Source organism: Fructilactobacillus sp. X7R7C1, assembly GCF_059901065.1.
Genome location: NZ_JBWXVF010000001.1, coordinates 426,372 through 451,352, shown reverse-complemented (window position 1 = coordinate 451,352; position 24,981 = coordinate 426,372). Strand labels below are relative to the sequence as shown.

Sequence of the window (24,981 nt, the reverse complement as noted above, 5' to 3'; positions counted from 1 at the left end):
AAAATAGTAGTTGAGCTAGATTATAATCATTATAAACTGGAGGAGTCAGTTATGTCAAAAATGAAAACATCACTTGCCCAGAAAATCAACGTTTTGCGGGCTAGTGTTATGGGTGCCAATGATGGGATCCTATCGGTTGCTGGAATTGTCCTAGGGGTCGCTGGTGCATCAACTAGTAATTGGGCAATTCTAATTTCAGGTTTAGCGGGAATGCTTGCCGGAACGGTATCCATGACGATGGGAGAATACGTCTCGGTTAACACCCAGAAAGATTCACAACGTCAGGCAATTGATCTTGTTAAACAAGGCCTTAAAAATCATTATGATGACGAGTTTAACTACGTTAAAAATAAGTACCTTAAAACCGGAATGGCAAACGCCCTGGCTGAAAGAGCAACTTCCGAAATGATGCAAAAGGATCCCCTCACTACCGTGGTTCGTGAAAAATATTCATTTGATCGAAATGATTTCACTAATCCTTATGCCGCTGCCATCGCATCAATGATCTCGTTTCCAACTGGATCAATTCTTCCCCTGGTAACTATTTTCGTTGCACCAGCGCAATATCGCGTGCTTGGGACCTACATTGCCATCGTCTTGGCACTTTCAATCACCGGATACGTTGCTGCCATTCTTGGAAACGCTAACCGGACTAAGTCACTGATACGAAACGTCATTTCGGGGTTAGTAACCATGACCGTTGCCTACCTTGTTGGTCGTTTAGTCGGATTAGCATTTTAGGAGGTAAGCAGATGCGTCTTCATTTAAAGAAACAACTAAAAGATAATAACGACAATACCATGGATGAGAAATTGAACAATCTCCGTGCCGGCGTTCTCGGATCAAATGACGGAATTCTCACCGTCGTTGGAGTCCTTTTTTCAGTTGCCGTAGCTACTACGAATCCCCTCACTATTTTCATTGCCGGACTATCGGATCTGCTTGCCTGTGCCTTTTCAATGGCAGGAGGAGAATATGCTTCAGTAAGTTCCCAACGTGACACTGAGGAAGCGGCCGTTAAAACCGAAAGCAAGCTTTTAAAAACCAATTTCGATGATGAAATGGCAAGTGTCGTTCAATTTTACATGAGCCGTGGGGTTAGTAAAGAAACGGCAACTGAAATTGCAAAGGATCTATTATCAAAAAAACCGCTTGAAACGGTAGTGAGCGTCAAATATGACCTTCAGTTAGGGAAATATCTAAGTCCGTGGAGTGCCGCTTTCTCGTCGCTGTGTTCTGCTGCACTTGGTGGAATTCTCCCACTACTTGCCATGACGCTGCTTCCCGTCGGACTTCAGTGGCCTGGAACTATCATCGCTGTCATCATTGCTGTAGCTATCACCGGATTCTTAAGTGCCGAACTTGGGAATGGTCTGGTGAAGATTGCGGTAATTAGAAACGTCATCGTGGGAATCATTACCATGATCATTCACTATGGGATCGGACAATTCTTCTAACACATTTCTCATCTTTTAACATTAATTTTAAAATAAAATTACATTACGAGAACCTACATCAGAGTAAGGACATAGAACCCGTAAAAACCGGTGTGCCGCGCTTTATAAATGGTAGAAAAGTTGACATATACGGTTGTACTTGTTAAGTTGGTTAATGTAGATATTTTTACTTTAATTGTCAGTGTTAATCGAAAGGAGGAGTTCTGTGGCTCAAAATAATAATGAAAAAATCAAAGTTGATCACATCACTAAAATCTTTGGTCCTCATATTAAAAAAGCACAAGAACTTTTATCTAAGGGAGAAGATAAGGCTCAAATTCTTGAAGAAACTGGTAGTACAGTTGGAGTTGATAATGCTAACTTCTCAATTAAAAACAACGAAATTTTCGTTATCATGGGACTATCTGGTTCGGGTAAGTCAACCATGTTAAGAATGTTTAATCGCTTGATTGACCCTACTTCTGGATCCATCTACTTAGATGGAGAAGACATCATGAAGTTTGATAAGAAACAATTACTTAACCTTCGTCGTAAAAAAATGAGTATGGTATTTCAAGGTTTTGGCTTACTTCCTAACCGTACCATCCTTGAAAATGCTGCTTTTGGACTTGAAGTTCAAGACGTTGACAAAGAAGAACGTGAAAAAAAGGCCCACGAATCACTAGAGATGGTGGGTCTTCACGGATACGACGATAGTTATCCAACTGAACTATCTGGTGGAATGCAACAACGAGTTGGTTTAGCACGTGCCATCACTAATGATCCTGATATTCTTTTGATGGACGAAGCTTTCTCAGCTCTTGACCCATTGAATCGGCGGGAAATGCAGAATGAATTATTGGAACTACAACGGAAGTTGCATAAAACCATTATCTTTATCAGTCATGACCTAAATGAAGCACTAAGAGTTGGTGATCGGATCATGATGATGCACGATGGCGACGTCATTCAAGTTGATACACCAGAAGACTTACTTGATCATCCTAAAAATGATTACGTTAAGAAATTCATCGAAAACGTTGATCGTTCTAAGATTCTTACCGCATACAACGTCATGGTTAAGCCAAATACCGTTAATATCGAAAAAGACGGTCCTAAGTTAGCCCTTCGTCGGATGAAGGAAGACCAAATCTCAAGTATCTTTGTTGTTGATTCACAAGACCACTTCGTTGGAATTGTCGACGCTGATGACGTCAACGAAATGATTGATAAACACGAAAAAGATCTTCACATCGCATTAAAAACAAATGTTCCAACTACTGCTCCAAGTACACCAATCGGTGACTTGTTCAATGCCATCTCTAAATCACCAATCCCATACGCGGTGGTTGATGACGAAAAACATCTGAAGGGTATTATTTTGAGAAGTGCCGTTCTTGATGCCATGGCTACGAAGAAAGGAGGAGATAACTAATGAATAGTTTGTTATCTATCGCTAGCATTGGTGCAATTCCCATTGCCAAGTGGGTCAATGACTTTTTTGCTTGGTTAACTGGATTTGCTGGTTTCTTTAATGCAATTACGCTTTTCTTAAATACCGTTATGAACGGAATCCAATGGGTTTTTGACATTATCCCAATTTGGTTGTTTATTGTCATTATCCTACTTGGAACCTGGTTCTTATTTCGCAAAACAAAACACTGGGGCTTCATGCTCTTTGAACTTCTTGGCTTCCTTTTAATCTGGAACCAAGGATACTGGCGTGACATGACTCAAACTTTGGACTTGGTTCTGACAACCTGCCTTTTAATCGTCATCATTGGAGTTCCACTTGGAACCTGGATGGCTAAAAGTAAAATTGTGGAAACCATTGTGAGTCCAATCATGTCATTTCTTCAAACCATGCCAGCTTTCGTTTACTTGATCCCTGCCGTTGCTTTATTCGGAATCGGTCAAGTTCCTGGTGTATTTGCTTCCGTAATCTTCTCAATTCCACCAATCGTCAACATGACCAACCTTGGAATTAGACAAGTCCCAAGTGAATACCTTGAAGTATCGGAATCATTTGGTTGTACCGCATGGCAAAAACTCTTCAAAGTTCAGTTCCCACTAGCAAAACCAACCGTTATGTCAGGGATTAACCAGGGAATCATGCTTGCCCTCTCAATGGTAGTTATTGCTTCAATGATCGGTACAATGGGGCTTGGAGAAGCCGTTTACTTTGCCGTTGGTAGAAATGATGTTGGTACTGGTTTTGCAGCGGGTATCGCAATCGTTATTCTTGCCATTGTTCTTGATAAAATCAGTAAAGGCCTTGGTGGTGCCAATAAAGCTGATGCAAGAGCAAATAAATAATGAATAAAAAATTTACAAAATGGATTCTAGGAATCACTTCCGCGTTACTTTTAGCGGTAACTCTAACCGCATGTAGTGTAAATCCACCAAAGTACAATCCCAACGCTAAAGTTGGACCACAAGTTAACTACACAATAACTGGAATTGATTCCGGAGCCGGAATCATGTCATCAACTACCAAGGCGCTAAACACTTATGGACTTAAGAAGGAAAAATGGCAACTTCAAGCTAGTTCTACTGCTGCCATGCTTTCATCTCTTGATAAAGCGCTCAAGTACAAACAACCAATCGTAATTACTGGTTGGACCCCGCACTGGATGTTTCAAAAGTATCCCATCAAGTTCTTAAAAGATCCAAAGAACGCTTATGGTAAGGGTGAACACATTCAAACTATCATCCACAAGGGATTTGAAAAGAAAAATCCTGGAGCAACAAAACTTCTCAGACAATTCCACTGGAACGACGAATTAATGAGTGAAGTCATGTTTAAGATTGATAAGGGTGAAAATGCTGAAAAAGCATCAAAAGAATTCATCAATAAACACCCCGAACTAGTTAAACAGTGGCTTAACGGTGTTCCTGAGGGACACGGTCAACCCGTTAAACTGGTCCTCGTTTCCTGGGATTCTGAATTGTCATCATCAAACGTGGTTGCTCAACTGCTACGGATGAAAGGTTATAAACCAACCCTTTCAGCAATGGAAGCTCAACCAATGTGGACGGCCCTTTCAACTGGATCGGCCGATGCTTCAACTGCTGGTTGGTTGCCAACAACGATGGCACCGATGTACAAGAAGTACAAAAACAACGTTGAAATCGTTGGTACCAGTATTGACAAGGCTAAAGTTGGCTTAGCTGTGCCGAAGTACATGAAGAACGTTAACTCAATTGAAGACCTAAAAAAATAAATAATCGAAAAAAATGAGTCTCATGAACAACATTCATGAGACTTTTTTGATACCATTTAATTATGAGAAAAAATTCGAAAGGACAATGACTATGACTAACAAAGAATTTCCAATTGATAAGTCAGAACTAAAAACCGACTTCTATGACGCCATTAATGGAGCATGGATTAAACAAGCAACCATCCCGTCTGATCACTCTTCAACCGGTGGTTTCATGGATCTAGTTGATGATATCGACAAAACCTTAATGAAAGATTCATCCGACCTATCAAGTGGCAAGTTACCTGCTAAAACCCCTGAACTCGAAGAATACAAAAAGTTCTATAACATGACTAATAACTTCAAAAAGCGTGATGAAGATGGCGTTAAGCCTTTAAAGCCAGTCCTTGACCGAATCAGTAATCTGGAAAATTACAATGATTTAAACGATCAGCTCCCCGATTGGATCCTTTCTGGACTCCCAACCCCATTTTCATTGGGACTTGATCCTGACATGAAGAATGCGAAAGTGAACGCCCTCTTTGCGAGTGGACCTTCCCTTTTTATGCCAGATAAAACTTACTACGAAAAAGATAATGAAGCGGCCAAAACCTTAATGCCAATCTTCATTCAAATGACCACCAAGTTATTTGAAATGGCTGGATATAGTGAGAACGACAGTCAAAAGATCGTTGAAAATGCGGTTGAATTTGATCGCTTAATCGCCCCAAACGTAAAGTCAGCTGAAGAAGCTGCTGACTATAGTAAAATGTACAACCCAGAAAGTACCGACGAATTAGCTCGGTCAACCAATGCCTTGAACCTAAAGGAAGCCATTAACCAATTAGTTGGTACCCTTCCTGAAAAGATCATCGTCACCGAACCCCAATTCTTTAGTAATCTTTCCGAACTTTTAACTTCATCTCACTTCCAGCTTATGAAGGACTGGATGCTTGTAAAGACGCTTAATGGGTACAGTGGCACTCTCTCAGACGAATTCCGGGTAGTTGGTGGGACCTATAGTAGATCGCTCTCAGGCAAGAAGGAAGCCACTAATAAAAAGAAGGCCGCCTACTACCTTGCATCAGGAACATTTGATCAAGTGGTTGGTGACTACTACGGTAAAAAATACTTTGGTGAAAAAGCCAAAGCTGACGTTCATCAAATGGTTGATAGTATGATCGACGTATATAAAAACCGACTTTCAAACAATCAATGGTTAAGCGACGACACTAAGAAGATGGCAACTAAAAAGCTTTCTACCCTTGGAGTTCAAGTCGGATATCCTGATGAATTAGATCCGCTTTACAAGAAATTTCACGTTACCGAGGAAAAAGATGGTGGCACGGTTTTAAGTAACCTACTTAACTTTGAAAAAATTGCCAACCAAGACGAATTCTCAAAGTGGAACAAACCAGTGGAACGAGAACGTTGGGAAATGAGTGCCAACACCGTGAATGCTTACTATCATCCCTTTAAAAACATCATTGTCTTCCCGGCTGCCATCCTACAAGCACCATTTTACAGTTTAGATCAACCCGAAAGCGCTAATTATGGCGGAATCGGAGCGGTTATGGCTCATGAAATTTCACACGCCTTTGACAATAATGGTTCTTTATTCGACCAGTATGGTAACCTGAATAATTGGTGGACCAAGTCCGATCACGAACACTTCTCCAAGTTAGCCCAGAAAATGATTGACGAATTCAACGGCATTCCATTTGCGGGTGGTAAAGTTAACGGTAAACTGACCGTCTCAGAGAATATCGCTGATGCGGGTGGTCTTAGCTGTGCTGAAGAAGCCGCTAAAAATGGTGATAATACTGACTTATACCAGTTCTTTACCAACTGGGGTCGGATTTGGCGGATGAAAGCCACCCCAGAATACCAGAATCTATTACTATCAATTGACGTGCATGCACCTGCCCCACTTCGGGCATCTGTTCAAGTTAAGAATCTTGATGACTTTTACACAACTTTTGACGTAACCGCCAAAGATCAGATGTACTTAAAACCTGATAAACGAGTTCAAATCTGGTAGGATGTAAGTGAAAAATAGAACAGATGGGAGTGCATAATATGAAACTTACTGATTATATCGATAAACAAATTCAATTCTTAGACCAACAATTACAAGATGCTAAAGACAAGAGTGAAGTTAAGGGTCAATACCTCATTGAATCAAAGATTAACGAACTTCAAGCATTAAGCCGTGCCGTTGAAAAAGGTGTCGTTAACCAACTCTAATTAAAACAAAAGCGAGATCACATTAATTTGTGATCTCGCTTTTTGTTTGATTATTCAGCGAACAGGAATCTTTCAATAATTCTTGAAGCCATCTGATTGTTTAATAACTTACTGTGTTGACCTGATCTTCCGCTTACTTTAATTTCCTGATAGTCAGAGCCCGGGACAAGCTTTCTTAATTCACGAGCAGACGAAGTAGTAACTCGTCCGTCAGATTTATTTGTCTTGCTCAATTGTCCGTAAACGTTGAGGACACTCACACCTTTCGGAAAACTCTTAGAGGCATCCTTTAATTCACTAACTTTCGGGTAGCGATGGTTCATAACATCAGTTACCGGCATGATGCCCTTGTATGGTCCACCAATTGATATGAACTTGGTCAGTCGCATATGATTCGATTCTTGACCATATGCCACGGCGTTCTGATAAATCGTTAGACTCCCAGAACCAAATCCTAAAGCATTATATTGTTGATAATGGTACTTATGATTTAAATGAACGAGAATCTCATTCAGCCACTTCGCCTGAATTACCGTGGAAGCAGTATTGTCGGTAAAGTTGACCTTGATAATCGGATACTTAGCGTGTACATTCCCGTTAGGATGGTAATAAATCTTACCGTCCGGATAAACATTAATCTTCATGGCATACTCGCCGCCCTCACGACTAGAAGTAACCGTCAGGTGGTTAGCAGCCTTGGAAGTTTTATTTAGGTCTGATACAAATAAAATGGGGGTGTGTTCACCACGCTTTACACCATCAACGTTGATCCCAAATTCAATAAAAAGAAAACCAGCCACAACAATGGCAATTCCAATCGCAAATAAAAAAATGTTTTTCTTTGCTGCTTTTTCCAAAAAATCACTCTTCCTTTGTTCATAAATTAGGAATCCCAGTGACACAAAAATCCCGCACAAAAAATCCGGAACACGCAAGCACCGGTTTCCAAATAATAATACACAATTGTGTATGAAACATAGTCTTATTAGATTTATAGCTCATCTTGTTTTCTTCCGGCAAAAAAGAAATAAAGACAGATACCAATGATACCCAACAACAATATTAACATAACCAACCAGAAGATGCTCTTTGAAACCGCTTTATTTATTGAATGAGTCGCTGAAATTGGGTTATTGACAGTAAACCCACGCGTAAAGTTCCAGACCTTAGTTCCCTTAAATTGAGGATCATTAGAAATCATTTTTAAGTGAAGCAAATAGCGTCCGTTCGGTAATTGGTTAGCTGACTTAGGAACCAGGTAATTAAACGAACTATTAGGCGCGATTACGGCATCAAAAGTTGTATGTGAGTCTAAAGCATTCATACTGTTAATCGGTGTAACGTAAGTCTTAATCTTGGTTTTTCCAAGCACCGCCGCCCTGTCATTTGATAACTTGACTTCCATCAAATTAGGATTACTAGCATTCAGCATCTTAATCCCATTCATTTTGATGTTAGCAGGTTGTTTTCCGTGTTTTAACTGAATTCCAACCGAATATGAATACAGTGAATTGACTGGTGATGACGACTGGTTGCCATTATCTTCGACAACGTAAAGGCCACCAAGAATGGTTCCCTTGAAGTCTTGAAATCGCCTGTCATTCGGAACATTTAGATTTAAAACAACGGTTTGCTTTTGTTGCGGTTGAAGTGAAATCGACTGATCGGAAGTTTTAGCAAAAGTTACCAACTTCTCAATCGGAAATTGACGGTTATTAGTTTTCTCTTTATTAGCGTAACTAATCGTAGGAGCTCCAGAAGTAGTAGCGGGATTAACTCCCAATTTAACCTTTAATGGCATGTTAGTGCTTCGGTTAATCAACTTGATTTTTAGCTGTTGTTTCATCCCAGGAGTTGCCTTAATATCGAAATAATCAGCCCTTTTTTGTTGGCCTTTCACATCTTTAATCTGAGGAAGAACTTCCAGTGGGACCTGATTTTGTGTATCGGCCTGGGTAAAAATACTTCCAAGTAAGAAGAAAAGAACAAAAGCACCGAGTGCAACCATCATCACCATTAATCTTTGAACTACTTTCATTATAACGCCACTCCAATTTCCAAGTTTAATCATTCATTACGCACAAAAGACGACAACAATTCTTAAATTATCATCGTCTTAATCATTAGTCGCCCTCAGAAGGACCGTGAGACAAGTTCCAAGTCAGCGTCCCACTAGAGTTCTGTGAATTGCCACCAAGACCCGCTTTATTATCCCTTAAAACTTCTTCATCTAGGTTCAATTTAATGTTATCCAAATTCCAAAATGTCTGATAGGTTGAATTATCTAAACTCACATCATTACTTGAGACAATCGGGGTTTCCTGTCCATTAAAGTTAATGAGGTCGGAAAGATTGTTTCCCGTTTTATTCCACTGCGTAAGTCCCATGCCACTTGGGGTACTTAATTCTTGGAGAAAACCATCACCAAGTGGGGACCCACCCAAAAGTAACGATGCATCATTTAACAGGTTTCCTTGATTATCATTTGCTGTAGCCGTAACCGATAAGTTCCAACCGTCATCATTTATTTCGCTACCAACAGAATTAGTAAACTGGGTAAAGATCCCCGGCTTCGAACTATTTGGATTGTAAGCTAACGAAGTTCCCTGCTCAGAAATTGGAACCGCCAAATGACCATTAATCGGTGACGCATTCCCACCGTTCATGTTAAATTGCATGCTTTGAGGAACCGCGTCGAGTCTTAACATTGCCGGATCATTATTGTCAGCAGGGTTGTTAGCTCCCGCAACTTGGTCACCCGGATCGACATTTTGTGGAAAGCCATTGTCATCCTGTGTTTGCGGTTGATATGGATTAATCACCCCTGGGTTATTAACACCGTCAACTGGTTCTGGGGTCTCCTTCGTGTAAAACCAACTGGAATCATTATATCCAGCGGCAAAAGCCGTAATGGTTTCGTTCGCAGTCAGGTAGGTTTGCTGTCCGTTCTTTTTAGGCAACGTATACTTGAAGTGCCCGTTAGAATCAGTCTTAGCGACGTACTCTCTTTTGGAAATATTATCAGGAGCCTTGGGTTGAAACATTGGATATCCAAAGGCGTAACCATCATTTGGGATACTATCGTTGTTACCAACATTGGGTTGGATATTCGGATCACCAGTTAAACTAACATATGCATTTGCATAGGGAGCACCGTTGTCATCCGTGACGGTTCCGTCAATCTGGTACGAGTACTTCGAATCCCTTGCATCATTTAATGAATGGTCAAACTGCAGGTTACCTTCAGACTGGGAAGTCCCCACCTTTAAACGAGAGTATTGATATGGATCAAACGAAGTGGGTTGAAAGGTATCATTTGGATACGACCAGCCACTAGCCGGTGATTGTTCCCAACTCCACTGAGGCGAACCGTCATTATCAGAATTAGTTAAGTTCCAAGCTGAGAATGGTTGATTAGCACCAAACTCAATTTGTCCGCTCCCGGTTGTACGACCGCGATTAACCGAAATAATTGGTTCATTAACCGGATGACTATAATTACTCATCCGCAGATCGCCATACCCCAGTTTACGTAAATCAACGTTCCCAGTTAGCGACTGAATTGCCATTCTTGAGTCATTATTTTGAACATTTTTATCAATGTTTAAGGTTGGCTGTTGATCAGAACCTGGGTCAAGTCCAGCAACCTGATTAGGAGCAAAGGTAATGTCCCCGTTAGCAAATATGCCTGGACGATTAGTTGCTGGGCTTCCGTAACCATGGTTACTATTGACCGTTAGGGTTGAACTCCCAATATTAATTCCAGATTGAGCACTACTATTTGCTCGATTATAGGAAGTGATGGCCCTATGACCAGGCGTCATATCAACATTAACCTTGGAATAATTACCAATACTAAAGTCATTTTGATTATTGCCACGCCCCAGATCAAATCCAGAAGTTTGACCTGAACTGTTGCTATTACCACCACCAACTGAGTTTTTAGCAGTCGCATCCATATCGACATTGACATTGTTACCAATCGCAATCTGACCCAGATTAAAAGGTTGACCAGTATTAGGATTAGTGGGAACATTTTGAATCCGCTGATCCCATCGTTCGTCTCCCCAGTCACCAATTTCAAAATTAGGAAGAGAAGAATTGTTATTACTGGTGGTTTTAACGTTAGTTGGATTGGAACTGTCATTGCTGTCGGCAATCCACAATGCGCATGCTTCCATCAGTTGTTGACCACCAAAGGAAATATTAGTATTAGTTCGCCCCATCGCTGAATACCGATTAACCTGGTTCAACCGGATTTGGCCCTTTAAAACGTCTAATCCACCATAGTTAACAAACGGTTGAGAACCGGTATACGAATAATTGGTGTAAGTTTGTACATCACCATGAATTCCACCGTTGCTATCACAAAACATCCCATAATAATTACCACCATACACGTTCAAGTTGTTAACCTGAACGTCTGGAAACTGGGATGTCCCATTCGAATTGCTTCCATTATTTCCATGCCAATCAAAACTATTACCGCCTAAATCAACCGTTGGACCATTAACGTGTTGATCGTCCGGATTACTATTAGAAGCGGTAACTTGTCCGTCGACCACCAGATTACCACTTAGACGAGAAGCAGCCTGGACCTGTCGCATTCCGGTATCAGGAGCGGCAAAATCATTTGCAATTAAAATATGATCGACGTTTGAATTCTGGATGGCCGCAACAAAACTACTCCAGTCGCCCACCGAGACAGTCGATAAATCAGCCGTTTTAATTTGCGCAGCCGACAACTTGGTGGCTGGCACATACTTACCAGCCTTAAAATCACTTTCGTCATTCTGACTTTCTTGCATCAATTGTGTGTACTTAACGCTCTTTTGGTCCATATCATGGTTACTTGAGGTTTTCATCCTCTGATCGTTTCCAGATGACTCCTGATCCGGGTTATCACTATTTGGACTTGTCTTTTTAAACGAACTGCTTTGACTAGTAGAATTAGCTTGACTAGCTGTTTGAGGATTACTTTCGCTCTTGGCCGAAGCAGAACGATTTGAACTCGTTGTATACACGAGTAGAATCGTACAGGCCACTATAAATAAGCCGGTCAGCCAACCGAGAATTACTCGTTTAATCCACTTGTCTTTTTTCACCGTTCATTCCTCCCCAATTTAAGACTTACACCTTGTGTTTTCGATGATTAAACATTACTAGAGATGCCAAAATTGTGACAATCAGGCCTAACGCAACTATAATTCCGATCATAATCAAGAGTGTTCGATCTGAAAATGTCCTGATGTAGTCAACCGGACTAACGATAAATTCCCTTTGTAATTTAACGTGACTAGGTGATTCATTAACTGAATTTTTACCACTGAGATTAACGGTGGCAACGTACCTACCGGGCAATAATTGTTTATTTAGTGGTTGTTTGATCGCAAATTCACTGTTGGGGGCTATCTGACCCCTTCTAATCTCGTCGGTACTCGTCATAAGTTGATTGAACGTCACGTTCTTCAATGTTGCATTAGCCTTCACGTCATCTAACATGGCTGGTTTTTTATTTACTAGTCCAAAAGTAAACATTGCATGTTTGACGGCATCCTTCTTGAGATCGTTTTTGGTTGCCTCAATCTCACTACCTTGCGGTTTCCCTTTTCTAACCTCAATCGGGATGGTGTAAGAAAATTGATTATTAATCTCACCATTAACTGCCGGCGCATCTTGTGTAAAAGTTACTGCGCCAAGGATTTCACCATTAAAGTCGCGAAACTTATCATTATTTAGGTTGAGGGACATTTTCACGATCCGAGTTTGCCTGGGAGCTAACTGAAAATCACGATCACTTAACTCATTAAATGAGACCACTTGGCGCATGTTAACGGGTAATCCACGAAACTGACTTTGATTATTATTAAAAAATAACGCCAACTTAGATGATGTGGACGCAGAATCAACTCGGGTGCTAATCTGACAAGCGTTGGTTTTACTTAGATTAGTTAACGAGACAGCGATTGGATAATCACGTGCTTGGTTAGTTTTAATCTGGTAGTATGAATTATCATGTGACACATGATAATTGTCATCAATCTTGACCTGGATTGGGGCCGTACTGCTCATACTAGCAGCCGAAGCCGTCAAAGTGGCCAAGACTTCCACCATAAATAAGGCAATCAGCGTGATTAATAGTGCTTTAACGAACTTTTTCATAATTAGGGTCCTAACTGTTTAGTGAACCTGAGGAGCATAATTCCAATCAATTGTGCCGTTGTATTCATTATCTTGACTAGGGACTTTATCATAGCCAGTAAAACTATTACTATTAAACGGAACTTCCAGGCGGAAATCTCCTAACGTCCATGCTAATTCATACACGCCAAACGAACCAACCGGAGTCATTGACTGATCAGCGGGGCCATTATTAGTATTCGACAACATTACCGGAGCATCTGCATCAGTCGTAATGGTGGTCGTTCCAATGTTGTCTGGTGACGCTGGTTGTGAGATATTATTGTACACAGCATCCCTAATGTCATATTGAAACAGTTGGGTATTCTTTAATTCAATGTACGCTCCGGGAAGGACATCTCCATCACCGTTAACAAACCCGTTTCCATTCCCATCGGCTTCAAGCGTGGCCTTTAACTCCATTGGTCCGGTATCACCAAAGTCATGAACTTGGACAAACACAAAGTTATTCTGACTTCCGTCTTTAGACGTGCTAGATCCACTTGAAGTTAACGGACTATCCGCAAAATGTGGGTCACTGAGAGCCTGAAAGGTTAACTCTTTGGGGACATAATCGACGGCATCTTGATCATTATTCTCACCAGCCGCTCCATTAGCACCAATGTTGGAATTGTCACTTGGTGTAAAAGGATTGATGATTGGGACATTAAATCTTCCCTGCACGTTTAGGCCAACGTTGGTATTATTATTTTGGGAATAATCAATTAACCCATCGGCTTTTACAATTATGGAAAATAGGCACACTAACAAAACCATGCTGCATAGAAAAAGCCCTACATATTTAACTTTTGCTACCAAACTCGTCGCCTCTCTTATCTCAAAGAATAAAAAAGTAATCTTCTTTAACAACTTGTTAACTAAACCAGATATCTTGCTTCATATTTTAGAATAATTATTAATTTATCACTTAATTAATTGATATTGTAACACGATCCCCATCAATCTTTAAATTTTATAAAAATAAATGTGATGTTCTTTCACAAAGACGTCGGTTAATTTATGATTAGAAATAATAGGCCCAGTAGTGATATATTAGAGGTGTGAGATTTTAACTAAATTTGGTAATTAAAAATTATTTTTACGCTTTATTTAATTTTAATTATTGAAGAAAAAATAATTTATCCAACTAATAAAAGGAGATATTCACTTGATTACTTTAAAATCAGATCGTGAAATTAAAAAAATGGCCGAGTCTGGTGCAGTTCTAGCTGGTGTCCACAATGGTTTGAAAAAAATCATTAAGCCGGGCGTTGATACTTGGGAAATTGAAGAATTCGCTGACAAGTACATTACCGACCACGGGGCTACTCCATCAGAAAAGGGCTTTGACGGCTATAACTACGGGACTTGCATCTCAATCAACAATGAAGTTGCCCATGGAATCCCGCGTCGGGGCTTAAAATTAAAGGAAGGCGACATTGTCAAAGTTGACATGTGTGTCAATAAGGACGGTTTTGAAAGTGACTCCTGCTGGTCATACGCGGTTGGTGAAGCCTCACCTAAGATCAAGAAACTCATGGAAGTTACTAAAAAGGGACTTTACCTTGGCATTGACCAAGCTCAAGTTGGTAATCGAATTGGAGACATTGGTGCTGCCATTCAACACTACGTTGAAGACGAAAACCATATGGGTGATGTCCGAGAATTAATTGGACATGGCATCCAGCCTTCCATTCATGAGGATCCAGCTGTTCCAGCTTATGGGGTTGCCGGTCATGGAATGCGTCTCAGACCGGGCATGACCATTACCATTGAACCAATGGTTAACCTCGGTACTTGGAAAATCAAAGATGACTATGATAAAAAAGACGATTGGACCTATTACGTTAGCCAAGATGGTTCATACTCAGCTCAATACGAACACACCTTAGCAATCACTGAAGATGGTCCTAAAATTCTCACTTCTCAGGATCACGTTGCTGACGCTAAATACATGTTCAAAAAATAAAAGTAATGAAAATGGATCCGAAATCATTAAGAGTTTCGGACCCATTTCTTTTTTGTTCTCCATTCTGTTTCGCTATGCTAAGATGGATTTGTTTCAGACTAAATCAGGGATGAAAGGTGGACCAAAAATGAAAAAATCAATCAAAATTGTGGGAACCCTAATGGTATTATTAGTTTCAATGATTGCCTTTAGTTCTCTCACGAGCTCGACCACTGAAGCTGATCAGAAAGTTGACCCTAACATTGGTTTTCGTTATGAACACCCCACCGCCAAATACTATATTCGGAGAGGAACTCCCCAATCGTACCAAACTATCATTGAACAAGCTGCCAGAAACTGGAATAAAACGCATGCTTTTACCTGGATTCGTTCCAAAACCAAAGTTCCGACAACCATTGGTACTACCAATAGTAATACTGGCTTCTGGAAGGGCAATCGGTACGCTGGAGTTACTTTGAATCTCACTAAAACCGTCAACGTTAAAAATCACACGTATCAGTCAGGTGCCAAAATCACGCTCAATCCGCGGGTAATGAGCAACATGCAATACACTTACAAGCAGCAATTGCTAACAACCGAACACGAATTTGGTCATGCAATGGGACTTAAGCACAATCACGCTCAAGAAAGTATCATGTTCCCAAATGACACCTACTATAATTCACTTGATCCTAATCAGATTGGTCTTAGTGACATTCATGGTTTAAAAAACCTGTACAATGAAAAATAAAACAATTTTAAAGGGATGCTACTTTATGAAAGTAGCATCCCTTCCTTATTTCCATCCGTATGTTTTTAAATCCATATCACGCTTAGGTATCTTAGACACATAAGGGTTCCCTTTAACGTAGAAACGATACGGCTTGTCCGTCCAAGTTCCTCGGTCACTAACCCCAATTCGTCCCGATTCAACCACTTCTTTTGGGACTTTCACATGATCAATGTCTAAGTCAAGGGCGGTGTTACCAAGCTCAATCAAGTTCATATCCTTGTCATAAATCCCCAAGGCGTCCATCAACTTTCCCGGACCATTGGTCAATTCAAAACCATTTTTCTTACGATTTTGTTTCATCAAGTCAATCCCTTGATAAGGTTCGATTCCACGAATCAAGATTCCCTCTGGTACGTCCTTAGCCTGAGCAGCAACGTCCAAACAAAGTCGACCATGAATGGAGTAGATATAAATCGTACCAGGAACACCATACAAGGCTTCGTTCGATGGGGTCCTTTTCCCCTGATAGGCGTGCGCTGCTGAATCTCTTTGTCCCAGGTAGGCTTCCGCTTCGGTAACGTATCCGCTCATTAACCCCTTTGGAGAATGATAAACCAGTAACGTTCCAAGCATCTTTTTAGTAATCTCATCGGTGGTACCTTCATTAAAAAAATCTCTTAACTTATCTGACAAAACCCTTACCTACCCTACCTCTTATTAAAAACTTTAGACTAACGAATGATAATCGTTGAAATTTTAGACTGCTTAACCAGTTTAACACTAATACTACGATTACCGTGTTCACCGGTCGCATCAGCTCCACAAATTAAGAGATCTGCCTTAAACTTGGGAGCAATGGCATCCAAGATTTCATCGTCAATGTTCCCACCAACCGAAATAATGGGGGTTACGTCCTCCACGCCAGCGTCACTTGCTCGATCGGTGTAACTACCAACCACTTCTCGTAAATGATCCCGTTTTGCTTCGATTTTACTTGGTGTTAAAGAATCATAAATATTAATATCATTATTTTCTAACACCGAGCAAATTCCAAGTGCCGCATGAAACTTAATGGCAATAGTAACTGCGTAACGAAAAGCCCGTTGCGTTGACTTACTATCGTCGGGATCAACTGTCAATAAAATTCTTTCAAATGTCAATGGTTTAAATTTTTCCATTGTCTCCATCCCCTTTCAATAACATCATATCATTAATTTTATGATTTTTAATAAAAAAATAATCAGTAGCAACCCACTGATTATTATTAACTCATTATTCTTTATTAGGATCAGGTAGCGACGCTTCACCAGCACCATTTTGAGCGTCTTCAATACTTTTTACCATTTTTTTAGCATGAATACGACGCATCTTTTCCTTTTTTTGTTTAATTCTTAGATTGTCCATTGCTTTATTTTTAAGCACGATTCCTTCATCATTTTTAACCATGTGGTAAATCGATATCAATATCATGATACATACAAACATTAATGGAAATCCAGCAATCGCACAGAATGTCTGGATGGTGCTAAATCCTCCGACAACTACTAGTCCAAACGAGAATAAGACAAAGACAACAACCCATGTCATTCGGTTAAACTGGGTTGGTTCCTGTCCCTCCTTTAACCCTAAACTTGTAAATGAGGAAACAATGAAAGCTGAGGACGAGATGGTCGTTGCCAGAAAGATAAAACACGAAATACAGTAAACGACAAAAACAATTACCTTAAAGGGCAAACTGGATAATACAGCAGTAATGACAGCAGCCTGCCCCTGCGTATTCAAAATATGAACCAAGTTAATCTGGCCGGTCCTTTGTAACCATAACGAATAGCCACCAAGAATTGCATAAAAACTTAAACATCCTACTGAACCGTAACCAAGCATTCCAATCAAAGTGGAACGAATGGTTCGTCCTTTAGAAATACGAGCAATAAAGAGTCCCATGACCGGCATGTATGACAGCCACCAGCCCCAGTAGAAAATCGTTTCCAGTTTGGCAACGTCCGCAGTTCCATTGGGAATGGTATTAGTCGACATGGAAACAAACTTATCAGCCAAGAGTCCCAAACTGTTGGTCTCTGAACTTAAGATATAAATAGTTGGACCAACTAACAGGACAAAGGCTAAGAAAATAATGGCTGTCCAAATATGGGCATCACTCAAACGATCAATTCCACCATTTAATCCCTTATAAACGGTCCAGGCAAAGATCACAAATAGCACCGCAAAGAGCGCAGTTTTAAGTTCCAAATTATCTGGAATCCCTAATAAACGACTTAAAACATTAGAAATAATGGGAATTTCCATTCCAACCGATGATCCAACACCACCCATAATTCCAAAGACAACCAGAAAATCAACTAGCTGTCTGGTGTAATACTTCCACCTAGCCTCACCCTGAATAAAATCAATGGCAGAGCTAAGGCGTTGTACCTTGCCGTGTTTAACAAATAGAATATAAGCAATGGCAATCGTGGCCGGAGCAAACATCATCCATGCCATTGGTCCCCAGTTAAACTGACCAAACATGTGCGCATAATTATAAGCACTCTGTGAAAATGGTTTAGCCCCAAAGGGAGGATGCTGCAAGTATCGAAGCGGATCCACCATACTCAACATTAAAATGCTGGCATCAATTGCGGTCGCAAAGACCATGCTGCCCCATTGCAAATCACTATACTCTGGTTTGGAGTGGGGCTCTCCCAAGCGGATAGCACCATACTTTGAAAAGATTAACCACATAAAAAATAAGAAGTTAATTATGTAAACCACCATATAGGCCCAGCCCATTTGATTAGTGATCCAATTTAAGGCTACCGCTAGTACTCCTTGCAACTTGGAACCACCAATAATCAGAATGATTGAACCAATTCCAAAAATTAATAAGGTTGGAATAAAGACGAATTTATCAATATTAAATTTTTTAAAAATAAAGAAATCCCTCCAAACGCTTTTTTCACAACAAAAAACGCTATGTATGGTGCTCATAGAGCCACTTGCATAGCGTTGTAAAGGTCACACAAATGATAATTACTTATCTTTCACTATCATTATACACAACTAAGATAATAAGTAAAATTCACTAATTATTGTCAATCTTTTTTAATACTTGAGCTGGATTTCCGACTAAAACCACATCGTCTCCAAACGATTTGGTAACAACAGCTCCAGCACCAACCACCACATTGTTTCCAAGGGTCACGCCGGGAACAATGGTTACATGACCACCAAACCAGGCATTATCACCAATTGTAATTGGGGCCGCCATTTCAACATCTGCAACCCGTTCCTTAGCATTCAAAGGATGGACGTTTGTATAAAGTCCACAATTAGGACCTATGTAACAATTTTTACCAAATGTGATTGGAGCCGTATCAAGCAGCGTTAATCCGTAGTTAGCGTAAAAGTTGTCCTCGATGTAAATATTAAAGCCATAATCAAACTCCATCCCAGTCTCAACAAAGAATCTTGGTCCGCTCTTTTTTAACAATGATTGAATCAGTTGGTTCCGCCTCTCATTATTAGGGGTATTATTAGCCTCCTGCAACTGCTTTCGACAAAGGATCCTTCGACTAATCAGTTCTTTATCAAATTGATTATAAGATTCTCCCTTAGTCATTTTTTCTCTTTCACTCGTCATTGAATCACTCCTTTTAGGTCTTAACCTTATTATTAGGAAAATTTACATTTTGTCCATAGTCTGATTCAATTTCTCGTCCACGAAGACGTTTCCTTTATTTGTGGCGTGACCCTTCGTCCAACCAAATTGGATGTTAGGAAACTGTTTCAATAAATCATCCAATTGTTGCCAGAGTTCCTTATTTTTAAGTTCTCCGCCACTACGTTTCCATCCGCGCTTTTTCCACCCGTCAATCCAGTGTTTAGTAATGGCGTTTAAAACGTATCTTGAATCGCTGACAACCCCAACACTCTGGTCGTTAAGCTGATGATCAAACAACCATTTCAAAGCTTTCACGAGTGCCATAATCTCCATTCTATTATTAGTCACCCCATACTCACCGCCTGAATCAACGTGCTGACCGGTCGGAGCATCAATTAGGTATGCCCACGCCGCCTTATCGTTTGATTTGACGTGACCACCAGCAACATTACCGTGATTTCTGGAACCACCATCGGTAAATACAATGATGGTTGGGCGTTTACCTACTTTACTTTCCACCGGATGGTTTTCAAATTGAACCCCATATAAGTACGCACCAGCTTCTCTTTTAGTTGCAAAACTTTTATACTCAGCTCCCGAAAATCCATCAACTTGCTTTTTAGTGAGTTCCCACGTTGGATAAATTCCAGGGTGTCTCCCCTGCTTTACCGCGTAATACTTCTTATTCTTTGCCATTTTAGCTCCATTTGAATTAAAATCTTAATTAATTATTACATTTAATCATATCGTTTTGCATTTTGTAATATTTATGCGAAAATAACATACAGGAGGGGATTCATACAATGGCTGACATAGCTGCAAAATTAATTACAGTTGATCAAGCGTTAGCAATGCTCAAGGACCGTCATGCTCAAAAAAATGAACGTTTTCCCAAGTTAATGACTCCCGGTAAGTACATTCTACCAGATTACTTCTTAACTAGAAAAAGGGAAGCGTTTAAGATTAGAAAGCATACTTTCTTAAAGCGGCGCTCCCGCTCATACGTTGCTTTCGATTCAGAGAATGGTCAGACGCTTTGGTTGCACAATTTCCCTAGTCTATCAGAAGCATTATTCTGGTTAGATACCGGCCTTAAACCAGCCGATTCTGATTCAGGATCTTCATTCAAAGAATGGAAACAAGAGCATGCAAAAGAAATTGAAGGCATGAAAGACCAGCTTAGACAAATGCCAAAACCTAAAAAAAGTAAACCAAAAAAAGCTAAAAAGGGTAAAAAGCATTAATATCAAAAGTCCCGAGTTGAATTTGGGTTTTTGATTAACTAATTTCACAAAAAAGCACCGCTCAATCAAATGAGGGGTGCTTTTTTGTAGCTGCTGTGGCTGGGCTCGAACCAGCGACATCTTCATTAACAGTGAAGCGTTTCTACCAACTGAACTACACAGCAATAATGAATTACTTAATTTGTTGTTCACAAGTATACACAGTTATTAATTAACTGTCTACTGTTTTATCAAATTATTTTAAATAAAAAAAGTTCTGCGCTAAAGAAACGCAGAACTCAACTCTAATCTATTTTCGCAGCTGTTCGTTTGGGTAAATGATAACCTTCAAAGAGTTCGATTTATCCGTTCTTGATTTTTCAAGAGCCGCTTTCGTTTCATCTAGTGGATAAAAGTTAGTTAATAGGTTATCAACCTTATCAGTGTTTTTAGCTAAAATCTTTAATCCAGTCTTGTAGTTGTTACAGTATCTAAAGATCCCCATAATGGTGGTTTCATGATCAGTCATGAACGGAACATCCAGTGGCGTTTGGTCGGTTGTTGGGACACCAATGTAGGCGACTTTGCCACCCCGCTTCAGTGCGTGAAGTGAAGTTTGTTCACCTGGAACTGATCCTGAAGCGTCAATGGCGTAATCAACGCCCGTTCCATTTGTGATGGTCTTAACTTCGTCTAAAACATCCGCATTTTTAATGTTAATTGCATGAGTAGCTCCCAGCTTCTTGGCGGTATCAAGTCGGAGTTGCTCGGTATCACTAACAATGATGGTGTCAGCACCATGGGCCTTTGCAGCTAAGATCGCAAGCAATCCAACTGGTCCCATACCTGAAATCAAAATAGTAGATCCCACGTCAACTCCCAATTTCTGAGTGGCATGAACGCCAACTGATAGTGGCTCATTTAGAGTCGCCTCTTCATAAGAAACGTTTTCAGGAATGTGATAAACAAAGTCTTGTGGATAAACGATGAATTGAGTTAAATCACCATCAACTGGCGGGGTTGCCATGAATTGCATGTTAGGACAGAGGTTATAATGACCGGTTCGACAAGCCTCACAATGACCACAGGGAACGCCCGGTTCCATTGCGACTCGATCACCACGTTTAAAGTCGGTTACTTGATCACCCACTGCTACAATCACACCAGAACTTTCATGTCCTAAGATTAAGGGTTTTTTAACCACAAAATCACCAATGTGTCCTTGGTCATAGTAGTGAACATCTGAACCACAGATTCCAACTGCCACAACTTTAATCAAAACATCAGTTGGACCCATTTTCTTTAACTTAGTGTCCTTCATATCAATATCAAACATTTTTTCTAAGACCGCACTTTTAGTGGTCTTAGGCATATTATTTTTGTCATAGTCGGGAATTTTTACATCAGTCATGATTTTCAGTCTCCTTTATTAAGAACTCATTTACAAAAATCATTTTAGGTTAGAAACCTACAACTCCCATTTTTATCATCCCATTCCCATAATTTTCACCATCATTATCACACCTTGCTCAATGGTTATCAATAAAAAAGCACAAAAAAATAGACCACTAATTATCAAAATAAATCAATAATCAGACGTCTAGTAAAAGTTAATTAGTTCAATTATTTAGCAGGTTTTTGTTTCAAAAACTTTTGTAAGTCTGCTACTTCTTTTTGTTTTGCTTTACGTTTTTTAGTGTCGATCGGACGACGACCTTGGACACCATTTGGATGACAAATTCTCATGATGAAAAACTCCTTCCAATTAAGTCTAATTCCTTAAATACATCAGCTCTTAGTATTATAATACATGGAACAGGTAAAAATCAAATCAAACTAGAATGGAGACGCAAAAAATGGCTAAAGATTATCCACAAGCAGTAACGATTGCTGGAAGCGATAGCGACGGTAGTGCTGGCGTCCAAGCTGATTTAAACACTTTCTTTGCCCGTCGAGTCTACGGGGCATCGATTATCACAGCATGTGTATCAGGTAATTCATATGGGATTCACGATAGTGTTAACATGCCGACTAGTTTTATTGACCAGGAATTTAAAGACCTCGGTGATGACTTTCACATCTTGGCTGCTAAAACTGGCATGTTATCAGACGCTAACATCATTAATACAGTCGTAAAAGATTATCAGCTCTATGACTTTGGTCCCCTCGTGGTTGATCCAGTAATCACCACCAAATTTGGTACCATGCTTTTAGAAACGGATGCTTTTGACGCCATGAAAAACCAACTGGTTCCCATGGCAACCGTCCTCACGCCGAACTTTTTTGAAGCGCAAAAGTTGACTGGTTTAGACGTTGACGATCCCAACTTTATGGCAAAATCAGCTCAAGTCATGCAGGACATGGGGGCTAGTAACGTAATTGTCAAAGGACGCCATGATGACCCTAGTCAGACCAAGGTTTCTGACTACGTTTTACTTGAAGACGGCAAACATTTTAATATCGACGGCCCTTATTTTACTACCGACCGTAAAAACGGAACTGGTGATACTCTTTCAGCTGGCATTACCGCTGAACTGGCAAAAGGACACACTGTTGCCGATTCCATTAAGATTGCCAAACAATACGTTGATGGCGCAATCGAAGACGAGATCCAAGTTGGTCATAAATATGGTCCAATCAATCATTGGGCAAGATAATTTAGGAATTAATATTTGTAAGACGCAAATTCATTACTTAAGGGATGAGTTTGGGTCTTTTTTTGGATTGAGCTCAATTTTCATTTGAGGCAAATTAATCATAATGTGGTATGTTCTAATTATCCAAGCTTAAATAATTTTGATTATTAATTTATTGATCAAAAAGGAAAGGAATCTTATGTTTCATGAAAGCAAACAAACCAATAAAATTATTTTTAGACATGGATAACGTGTTAGTTAATACCATCCCTGTTCTAAACCAACGGGCGAAATCATTACCAACCGGAGCTCGTCCTGATCGGATCCCCGGCATCTTTAAGGATCTTGATCCGACCGAAAATGCGATTGAAAGTGTTAATCAATTAAAAAAATATTATGATTTGTACATCCTCACTACTGCTCCGTGGAGCAATCCAAGTGCTTGGCAGGATAAGGTAGCGTGGATTCAACGCTACTTTGGTCAAGAAAAAGGAAGCCCCTTTTACAAAAAAATCACAATGACTCACGATAAGAGTCTCATTCACTACGTTGGTGGAATTCTGATCGATGATCGTCCGTATCATGGTGCCAGTGCTTGGAATGACACCAAAACCAACAGTGTGTGGATTCAATACGGATTTGATAAACGATTGACTTGGAAAGATGATCTAGTTCCATTCTTGATTAAAATTGCCCAATATGGCAATCAAACTAACCAGTTGATTGATGCCGTCAATCAGGCTAATGATCAAAATCCAAAATACGTCGTCCACGGAAATGTAAGTACGTTTCAAAAAGAAAATTGGGAATAAGGGAGAAAATAAAATGATTACAAACAGTACTGAAATGTTAGATAAAGCTCGAAAAGAACACTATGCCGTTCCGGCATTCAACGTTAATAATCTAGAATGGGCGAAAGCCATCTTAGAAGCATGTGAAGAAGCCAAGTCACCGGTCATTATGCAGGTTACTTCTGGTGCGGCCAACTACATGGGCAGTTTTAGATTAGCCTACGATTTGATCGTGGATATGCACAATGCACTAAACATCACCGTGCCGGTCTCAATCCATCTCGATCACGGAAACTACTACGACTCCATTAAAACTCTCGGAATCAAGTTCACTTCAATCATGTTTGACGGGTCTGCCCTCCCGTTAGACGAAAACCTTGAAAAAACCAAGACCCTAATTAAGTTAGCACACGCAGAAGACGTTAGTGTCGAAGCTGAAGTCGGAACCATTGGTGGTGAAGAGGACGGAGTAATTGCTGATGGTGAAATTGCACCAGTTGATTCAGCCGTCAAAATGGCCGAGACTGGCGTAGACATGCTGGCAGTTGGCATCGGTAATATCCACGGTAAGTATCCAAAGGACTGGAAGGGTCTCAACTTTGCTCATCTAAAAAAGATCGACCAAGCCCTTTATGATAATACGGGAAAGCAAATCCCATTGGTTCTCCATGGCGGCTCTGGAATTCCTGATGACCAAATCAAAAAGGCCATTCAATTAGGAATCTCTAAGATCAACGTCAATACTGAGGGACAATTAGCTTTCCACCAAGCAATGCGTGACTACGTCCATTCTGATAAAGACCTCGAAGGAAAAAATTATGACCCCCGAATCTTCTTAAAGGCTGGAACCAACGCGCTTAAAAACATGTGCCTAGACCGGATTAGAGTCTTTGGATCAGAAAACAAAGCCTAATTCATACCCG

At 40.2% G+C, this 24,981-nt stretch carries 25 protein-coding genes and 1 tRNA gene; 13 read left to right on the top strand and 13 right to left on the bottom strand.

Annotated elements, in window-relative coordinates:
• Positions 1–51 precede the first annotated feature (51 nt).
• From AC6UDC_RS02100 to AC6UDC_RS02070, 7 genes are all read left to right on the top strand, one after another.
• The gene (locus AC6UDC_RS02100; protein ID WP_500696489.1) at positions 52–741 is read left to right on the top strand and encodes a VIT1/CCC1 transporter family protein; all 690 of its coding nucleotides are present in this window, start codon (positions 52–54) and stop codon (positions 739–741) included.
• Between the two features lie 11 nt (positions 742–752).
• Positions 753–1,457, top strand: coding sequence for a VIT1/CCC1 transporter family protein (locus tag AC6UDC_RS02095; RefSeq protein WP_500708097.1), 705 nt, complete (start codon positions 753–755; stop codon positions 1,455–1,457).
• Between the two features lie 205 nt (positions 1,458–1,662).
• A complete protein-coding gene (locus AC6UDC_RS02090) occupies positions 1,663–2,871 on the top strand; it encodes a quaternary amine ABC transporter ATP-binding protein (RefSeq protein ID WP_500696488.1) in 1,209 nt (402 codons plus the stop codon).
• Positions 2,871–3,752: an ABC transporter permease gene (locus tag AC6UDC_RS02085; RefSeq protein ID WP_500693468.1), complete on the top strand. Its 882-nt coding sequence runs from the start codon at positions 2,871–2,873 to the stop codon at positions 3,750–3,752. The genes AC6UDC_RS02090 and AC6UDC_RS02085 overlap by 1 nt, the downstream gene beginning before the upstream one ends.
• Positions 3,752–4,660, top strand: a complete 909-nt coding sequence (locus AC6UDC_RS02080; protein ID WP_500693467.1) for a glycine betaine ABC transporter substrate-binding protein — start codon at positions 3,752–3,754, stop codon at positions 4,658–4,660. The genes AC6UDC_RS02085 and AC6UDC_RS02080 overlap by 1 nt, the downstream gene beginning before the upstream one ends.
• A 91-nt stretch (positions 4,661–4,751) precedes the next feature.
• On the top strand, positions 4,752–6,680 hold the full coding sequence (locus AC6UDC_RS02075; RefSeq protein ID WP_500721089.1) for a M13 family metallopeptidase: 1,929 nt from the start codon (positions 4,752–4,754) through the stop codon (positions 6,678–6,680).
• A 38-nt stretch (positions 6,681–6,718) separates the two neighbouring features.
• Entirely contained in the window at positions 6,719–6,886 is a 168-nt protein-coding gene (locus AC6UDC_RS02070) for a hypothetical protein (RefSeq protein WP_010022596.1), read from the top strand.
• A gap of 50 nt (positions 6,887–6,936) precedes the next feature.
• On the opposite strand, the gene AC6UDC_RS02065 is transcribed toward AC6UDC_RS02070, so the two are convergent.
• The 5 genes from AC6UDC_RS02065 to AC6UDC_RS02045 all read right to left on the bottom strand — a co-directional run bounded on the left by AC6UDC_RS02065 (position 6,937) and on the right by AC6UDC_RS02045 (position 13,885).
• Positions 6,937–7,743 carry an alpha/beta hydrolase gene (locus AC6UDC_RS02065; RefSeq protein ID WP_500693465.1) on the bottom strand — a complete coding sequence of 269 codons (807 nt, stop codon included), beginning with the start codon at positions 7,741–7,743 and terminating at the stop codon, positions 6,937–6,939.
• Between the two features lie 134 nt (positions 7,744–7,877).
• Complete coding sequence (locus tag AC6UDC_RS02060; protein ID WP_500721086.1) at positions 7,878–8,924, bottom strand: WxL protein host-binding domain-containing protein; 1,047 nt, start codon at positions 8,922–8,924, stop codon at positions 7,878–7,880.
• Positions 8,925–9,009: 85 nt separating this feature from the next.
• Entirely contained in the window at positions 9,010–11,991 is a 2,982-nt protein-coding gene (locus AC6UDC_RS02055) for a pectate lyase-like adhesive domain-containing protein (protein WP_500721083.1), read from the bottom strand.
• Positions 11,992–12,016: 25 nt separating this feature from the next.
• Complete coding sequence (locus tag AC6UDC_RS02050; RefSeq protein WP_500721081.1) at positions 12,017–13,048, bottom strand: WxL protein host-binding domain-containing protein; 1,032 nt, start codon at positions 13,046–13,048, stop codon at positions 12,017–12,019.
• Between the two features lie 18 nt (positions 13,049–13,066).
• A complete protein-coding gene (locus tag AC6UDC_RS02045; RefSeq protein ID WP_500721079.1) occupies positions 13,067–13,885 on the bottom strand; it encodes a hypothetical protein in 819 nt (272 codons plus the stop codon).
• 349 nt (positions 13,886–14,234) lie between these two features.
• Between AC6UDC_RS02045 and map the strand changes: the two genes are divergently transcribed.
• Both map and AC6UDC_RS02035 read left to right on the top strand, forming a co-directional pair.
• Complete coding sequence (gene map, locus AC6UDC_RS02040) at positions 14,235–15,035, top strand: type I methionyl aminopeptidase (protein ID WP_500721077.1); 801 nt, start codon at positions 14,235–14,237, stop codon at positions 15,033–15,035.
• 127 nt (positions 15,036–15,162) lie between these two features.
• Complete coding sequence (locus tag AC6UDC_RS02035; RefSeq protein WP_500721075.1) at positions 15,163–15,765, top strand: matrixin family metalloprotease; 603 nt, start codon at positions 15,163–15,165, stop codon at positions 15,763–15,765.
• Between the two features lie 45 nt (positions 15,766–15,810).
• On the opposite strand, the gene AC6UDC_RS02030 is transcribed toward AC6UDC_RS02035, so the two are convergent.
• The 5 genes from AC6UDC_RS02030 to AC6UDC_RS02010 form a co-directional block, all read right to left on the bottom strand.
• On the bottom strand, positions 15,811–16,440 hold the full coding sequence (locus AC6UDC_RS02030; RefSeq protein ID WP_500693458.1) for a DNA-3-methyladenine glycosylase: 630 nt from the start codon (positions 16,438–16,440) through the stop codon (positions 15,811–15,813).
• 38 nt (positions 16,441–16,478) lie between these two features.
• Positions 16,479–16,925, bottom strand: coding sequence for a universal stress protein (locus tag AC6UDC_RS02025; RefSeq protein WP_500721072.1), 447 nt, complete (start codon positions 16,923–16,925; stop codon positions 16,479–16,481).
• Between the two features lie 94 nt (positions 16,926–17,019).
• The gene (locus AC6UDC_RS02020; protein WP_500693456.1) at positions 17,020–18,735 is read right to left on the bottom strand and encodes a BCCT family transporter; all 1,716 of its coding nucleotides are present in this window, start codon (positions 18,733–18,735) and stop codon (positions 17,020–17,022) included.
• A 94-nt stretch (positions 18,736–18,829) separates the two neighbouring features.
• Entirely contained in the window at positions 18,830–19,387 is a 558-nt protein-coding gene (locus AC6UDC_RS02015; protein ID WP_500708088.1) for a sugar O-acetyltransferase, read from the bottom strand.
• Between the two features lie 42 nt (positions 19,388–19,429).
• On the bottom strand, positions 19,430–20,104 hold the full coding sequence (locus AC6UDC_RS02010) for a ribonuclease H family protein (protein ID WP_500721070.1): 675 nt from the start codon (positions 20,102–20,104) through the stop codon (positions 19,430–19,432).
• A gap of 107 nt (positions 20,105–20,211) precedes the next feature.
• On the opposite strand from AC6UDC_RS02010, the gene AC6UDC_RS02005 reads away from it, so the two are divergent.
• Positions 20,212–20,652: a hypothetical protein gene (locus AC6UDC_RS02005; protein WP_500693453.1), complete on the top strand. Its 441-nt coding sequence runs from the start codon at positions 20,212–20,214 to the stop codon at positions 20,650–20,652.
• Positions 20,653–20,742: 90 nt separating this feature from the next.
• Here the strand turns inward: AC6UDC_RS02005 and AC6UDC_RS02000 are convergent.
• The 3 genes from AC6UDC_RS02000 to AC6UDC_RS01990 all read right to left on the bottom strand — a co-directional run bounded on the left by AC6UDC_RS02000 (position 20,743) and on the right by AC6UDC_RS01990 (position 22,377).
• Positions 20,743–20,816 (bottom strand) — tRNA-Asn (locus AC6UDC_RS02000).
• Positions 20,817–20,941: 125 nt separating this feature from the next.
• Positions 20,942–22,042, bottom strand: a complete 1,101-nt coding sequence (locus AC6UDC_RS01995; protein WP_500693452.1) for an NAD(P)-dependent alcohol dehydrogenase — start codon at positions 22,040–22,042, stop codon at positions 20,942–20,944.
• Positions 22,043–22,254: 212 nt separating this feature from the next.
• Positions 22,255–22,377, bottom strand: a complete 123-nt coding sequence (locus tag AC6UDC_RS01990; protein WP_010022570.1) for a hypothetical protein — start codon at positions 22,375–22,377, stop codon at positions 22,255–22,257.
• Between the two features lie 110 nt (positions 22,378–22,487).
• Between AC6UDC_RS01990 and thiD the strand changes: the two genes are divergently transcribed.
• From thiD to fba, 3 genes are all read left to right on the top strand, one after another.
• Positions 22,488–23,288, top strand: a complete 801-nt coding sequence (gene thiD, locus AC6UDC_RS01985) for a bifunctional hydroxymethylpyrimidine kinase/phosphomethylpyrimidine kinase (RefSeq protein WP_500706271.1) — start codon at positions 22,488–22,490, stop codon at positions 23,286–23,288.
• Between the two features lie 185 nt (positions 23,289–23,473).
• Positions 23,474–24,079, top strand: coding sequence for a 5' nucleotidase, NT5C type (locus AC6UDC_RS01980; protein WP_500721068.1), 606 nt, complete (start codon positions 23,474–23,476; stop codon positions 24,077–24,079).
• 13 nt (positions 24,080–24,092) lie between these two features.
• The gene (gene fba, locus AC6UDC_RS01975) at positions 24,093–24,971 is read left to right on the top strand and encodes a class II fructose-1,6-bisphosphate aldolase (RefSeq protein WP_500696478.1); all 879 of its coding nucleotides are present in this window, start codon (positions 24,093–24,095) and stop codon (positions 24,969–24,971) included.
• Positions 24,972–24,981: the final 10 nt, after the last annotated feature.

Bases quoted from the DNA above. Each gene is read 5' to 3' on its own strand.
- AC6UDC_RS02100 (WP_500696489.1), top strand. From the start codon at position 52: ATGTCAAAAATGAAAACATCACTTGCCCAGAAAATCAACGTTTTGCGG.
- AC6UDC_RS02010 (WP_500721070.1), bottom strand. From the start codon at position 20,104: ATGGCAAAGAATAAGAAGTATTACGCGGTAAAGCAGGGGAGACACCCT.
- AC6UDC_RS01990 (WP_010022570.1), bottom strand. From the start codon at position 22,377: ATGAGAATTTGTCATCCAAATGGTGTCCAAGGTCGTCGTCCGATCGAC.
- thiD (WP_500706271.1), top strand. From the start codon at position 22,488: ATGGCTAAAGATTATCCACAAGCAGTAACGATTGCTGGAAGCGATAGC.
- AC6UDC_RS02075 (WP_500721089.1), top strand. From the start codon at position 4,752: ATGACTAACAAAGAATTTCCAATTGATAAGTCAGAACTAAAAACCGAC.
- AC6UDC_RS02050 (WP_500721081.1), bottom strand. From the start codon at position 13,048: ATGAAAAAGTTCGTTAAAGCACTATTAATCACGCTGATTGCCTTATTT.
- AC6UDC_RS02095 (WP_500708097.1), top strand. From the start codon at position 753: ATGCGTCTTCATTTAAAGAAACAACTAAAAGATAATAACGACAATACC.
- AC6UDC_RS02085 (WP_500693468.1), top strand. From the start codon at position 2,871: ATGAATAGTTTGTTATCTATCGCTAGCATTGGTGCAATTCCCATTGCC.
- AC6UDC_RS02005 (WP_500693453.1), top strand. From the start codon at position 20,212: ATGGCTGACATAGCTGCAAAATTAATTACAGTTGATCAAGCGTTAGCA.
- AC6UDC_RS02025 (WP_500721072.1), bottom strand. From the start codon at position 16,925: ATGGAAAAATTTAAACCATTGACATTTGAAAGAATTTTATTGACAGTT.
- fba (WP_500696478.1), top strand. From the start codon at position 24,093: ATGATTACAAACAGTACTGAAATGTTAGATAAAGCTCGAAAAGAACAC.
- AC6UDC_RS01980 (WP_500721068.1), top strand. From the start codon at position 23,474: ATGAAAGCAAACAAACCAATAAAATTATTTTTAGACATGGATAACGTG.
- AC6UDC_RS02060 (WP_500721086.1), bottom strand. From the start codon at position 8,924: ATGAAAGTAGTTCAAAGATTAATGGTGATGATGGTTGCACTCGGTGCT.
- AC6UDC_RS02015 (WP_500708088.1), bottom strand. From the start codon at position 19,387: ATGACGAGTGAAAGAGAAAAAATGACTAAGGGAGAATCTTATAATCAA.
- AC6UDC_RS02080 (WP_500693467.1), top strand. From the start codon at position 3,752: ATGAATAAAAAATTTACAAAATGGATTCTAGGAATCACTTCCGCGTTA.
- AC6UDC_RS01995 (WP_500693452.1), bottom strand. From the start codon at position 22,042: ATGACTGATGTAAAAATTCCCGACTATGACAAAAATAATATGCCTAAG.
- AC6UDC_RS02035 (WP_500721075.1), top strand. From the start codon at position 15,163: ATGAAAAAATCAATCAAAATTGTGGGAACCCTAATGGTATTATTAGTT.
- AC6UDC_RS02070 (WP_010022596.1), top strand. From the start codon at position 6,719: ATGAAACTTACTGATTATATCGATAAACAAATTCAATTCTTAGACCAA.
- AC6UDC_RS02020 (WP_500693456.1), bottom strand. From the start codon at position 18,735: ATGAGCACCATACATAGCGTTTTTTGTTGTGAAAAAAGCGTTTGGAGG.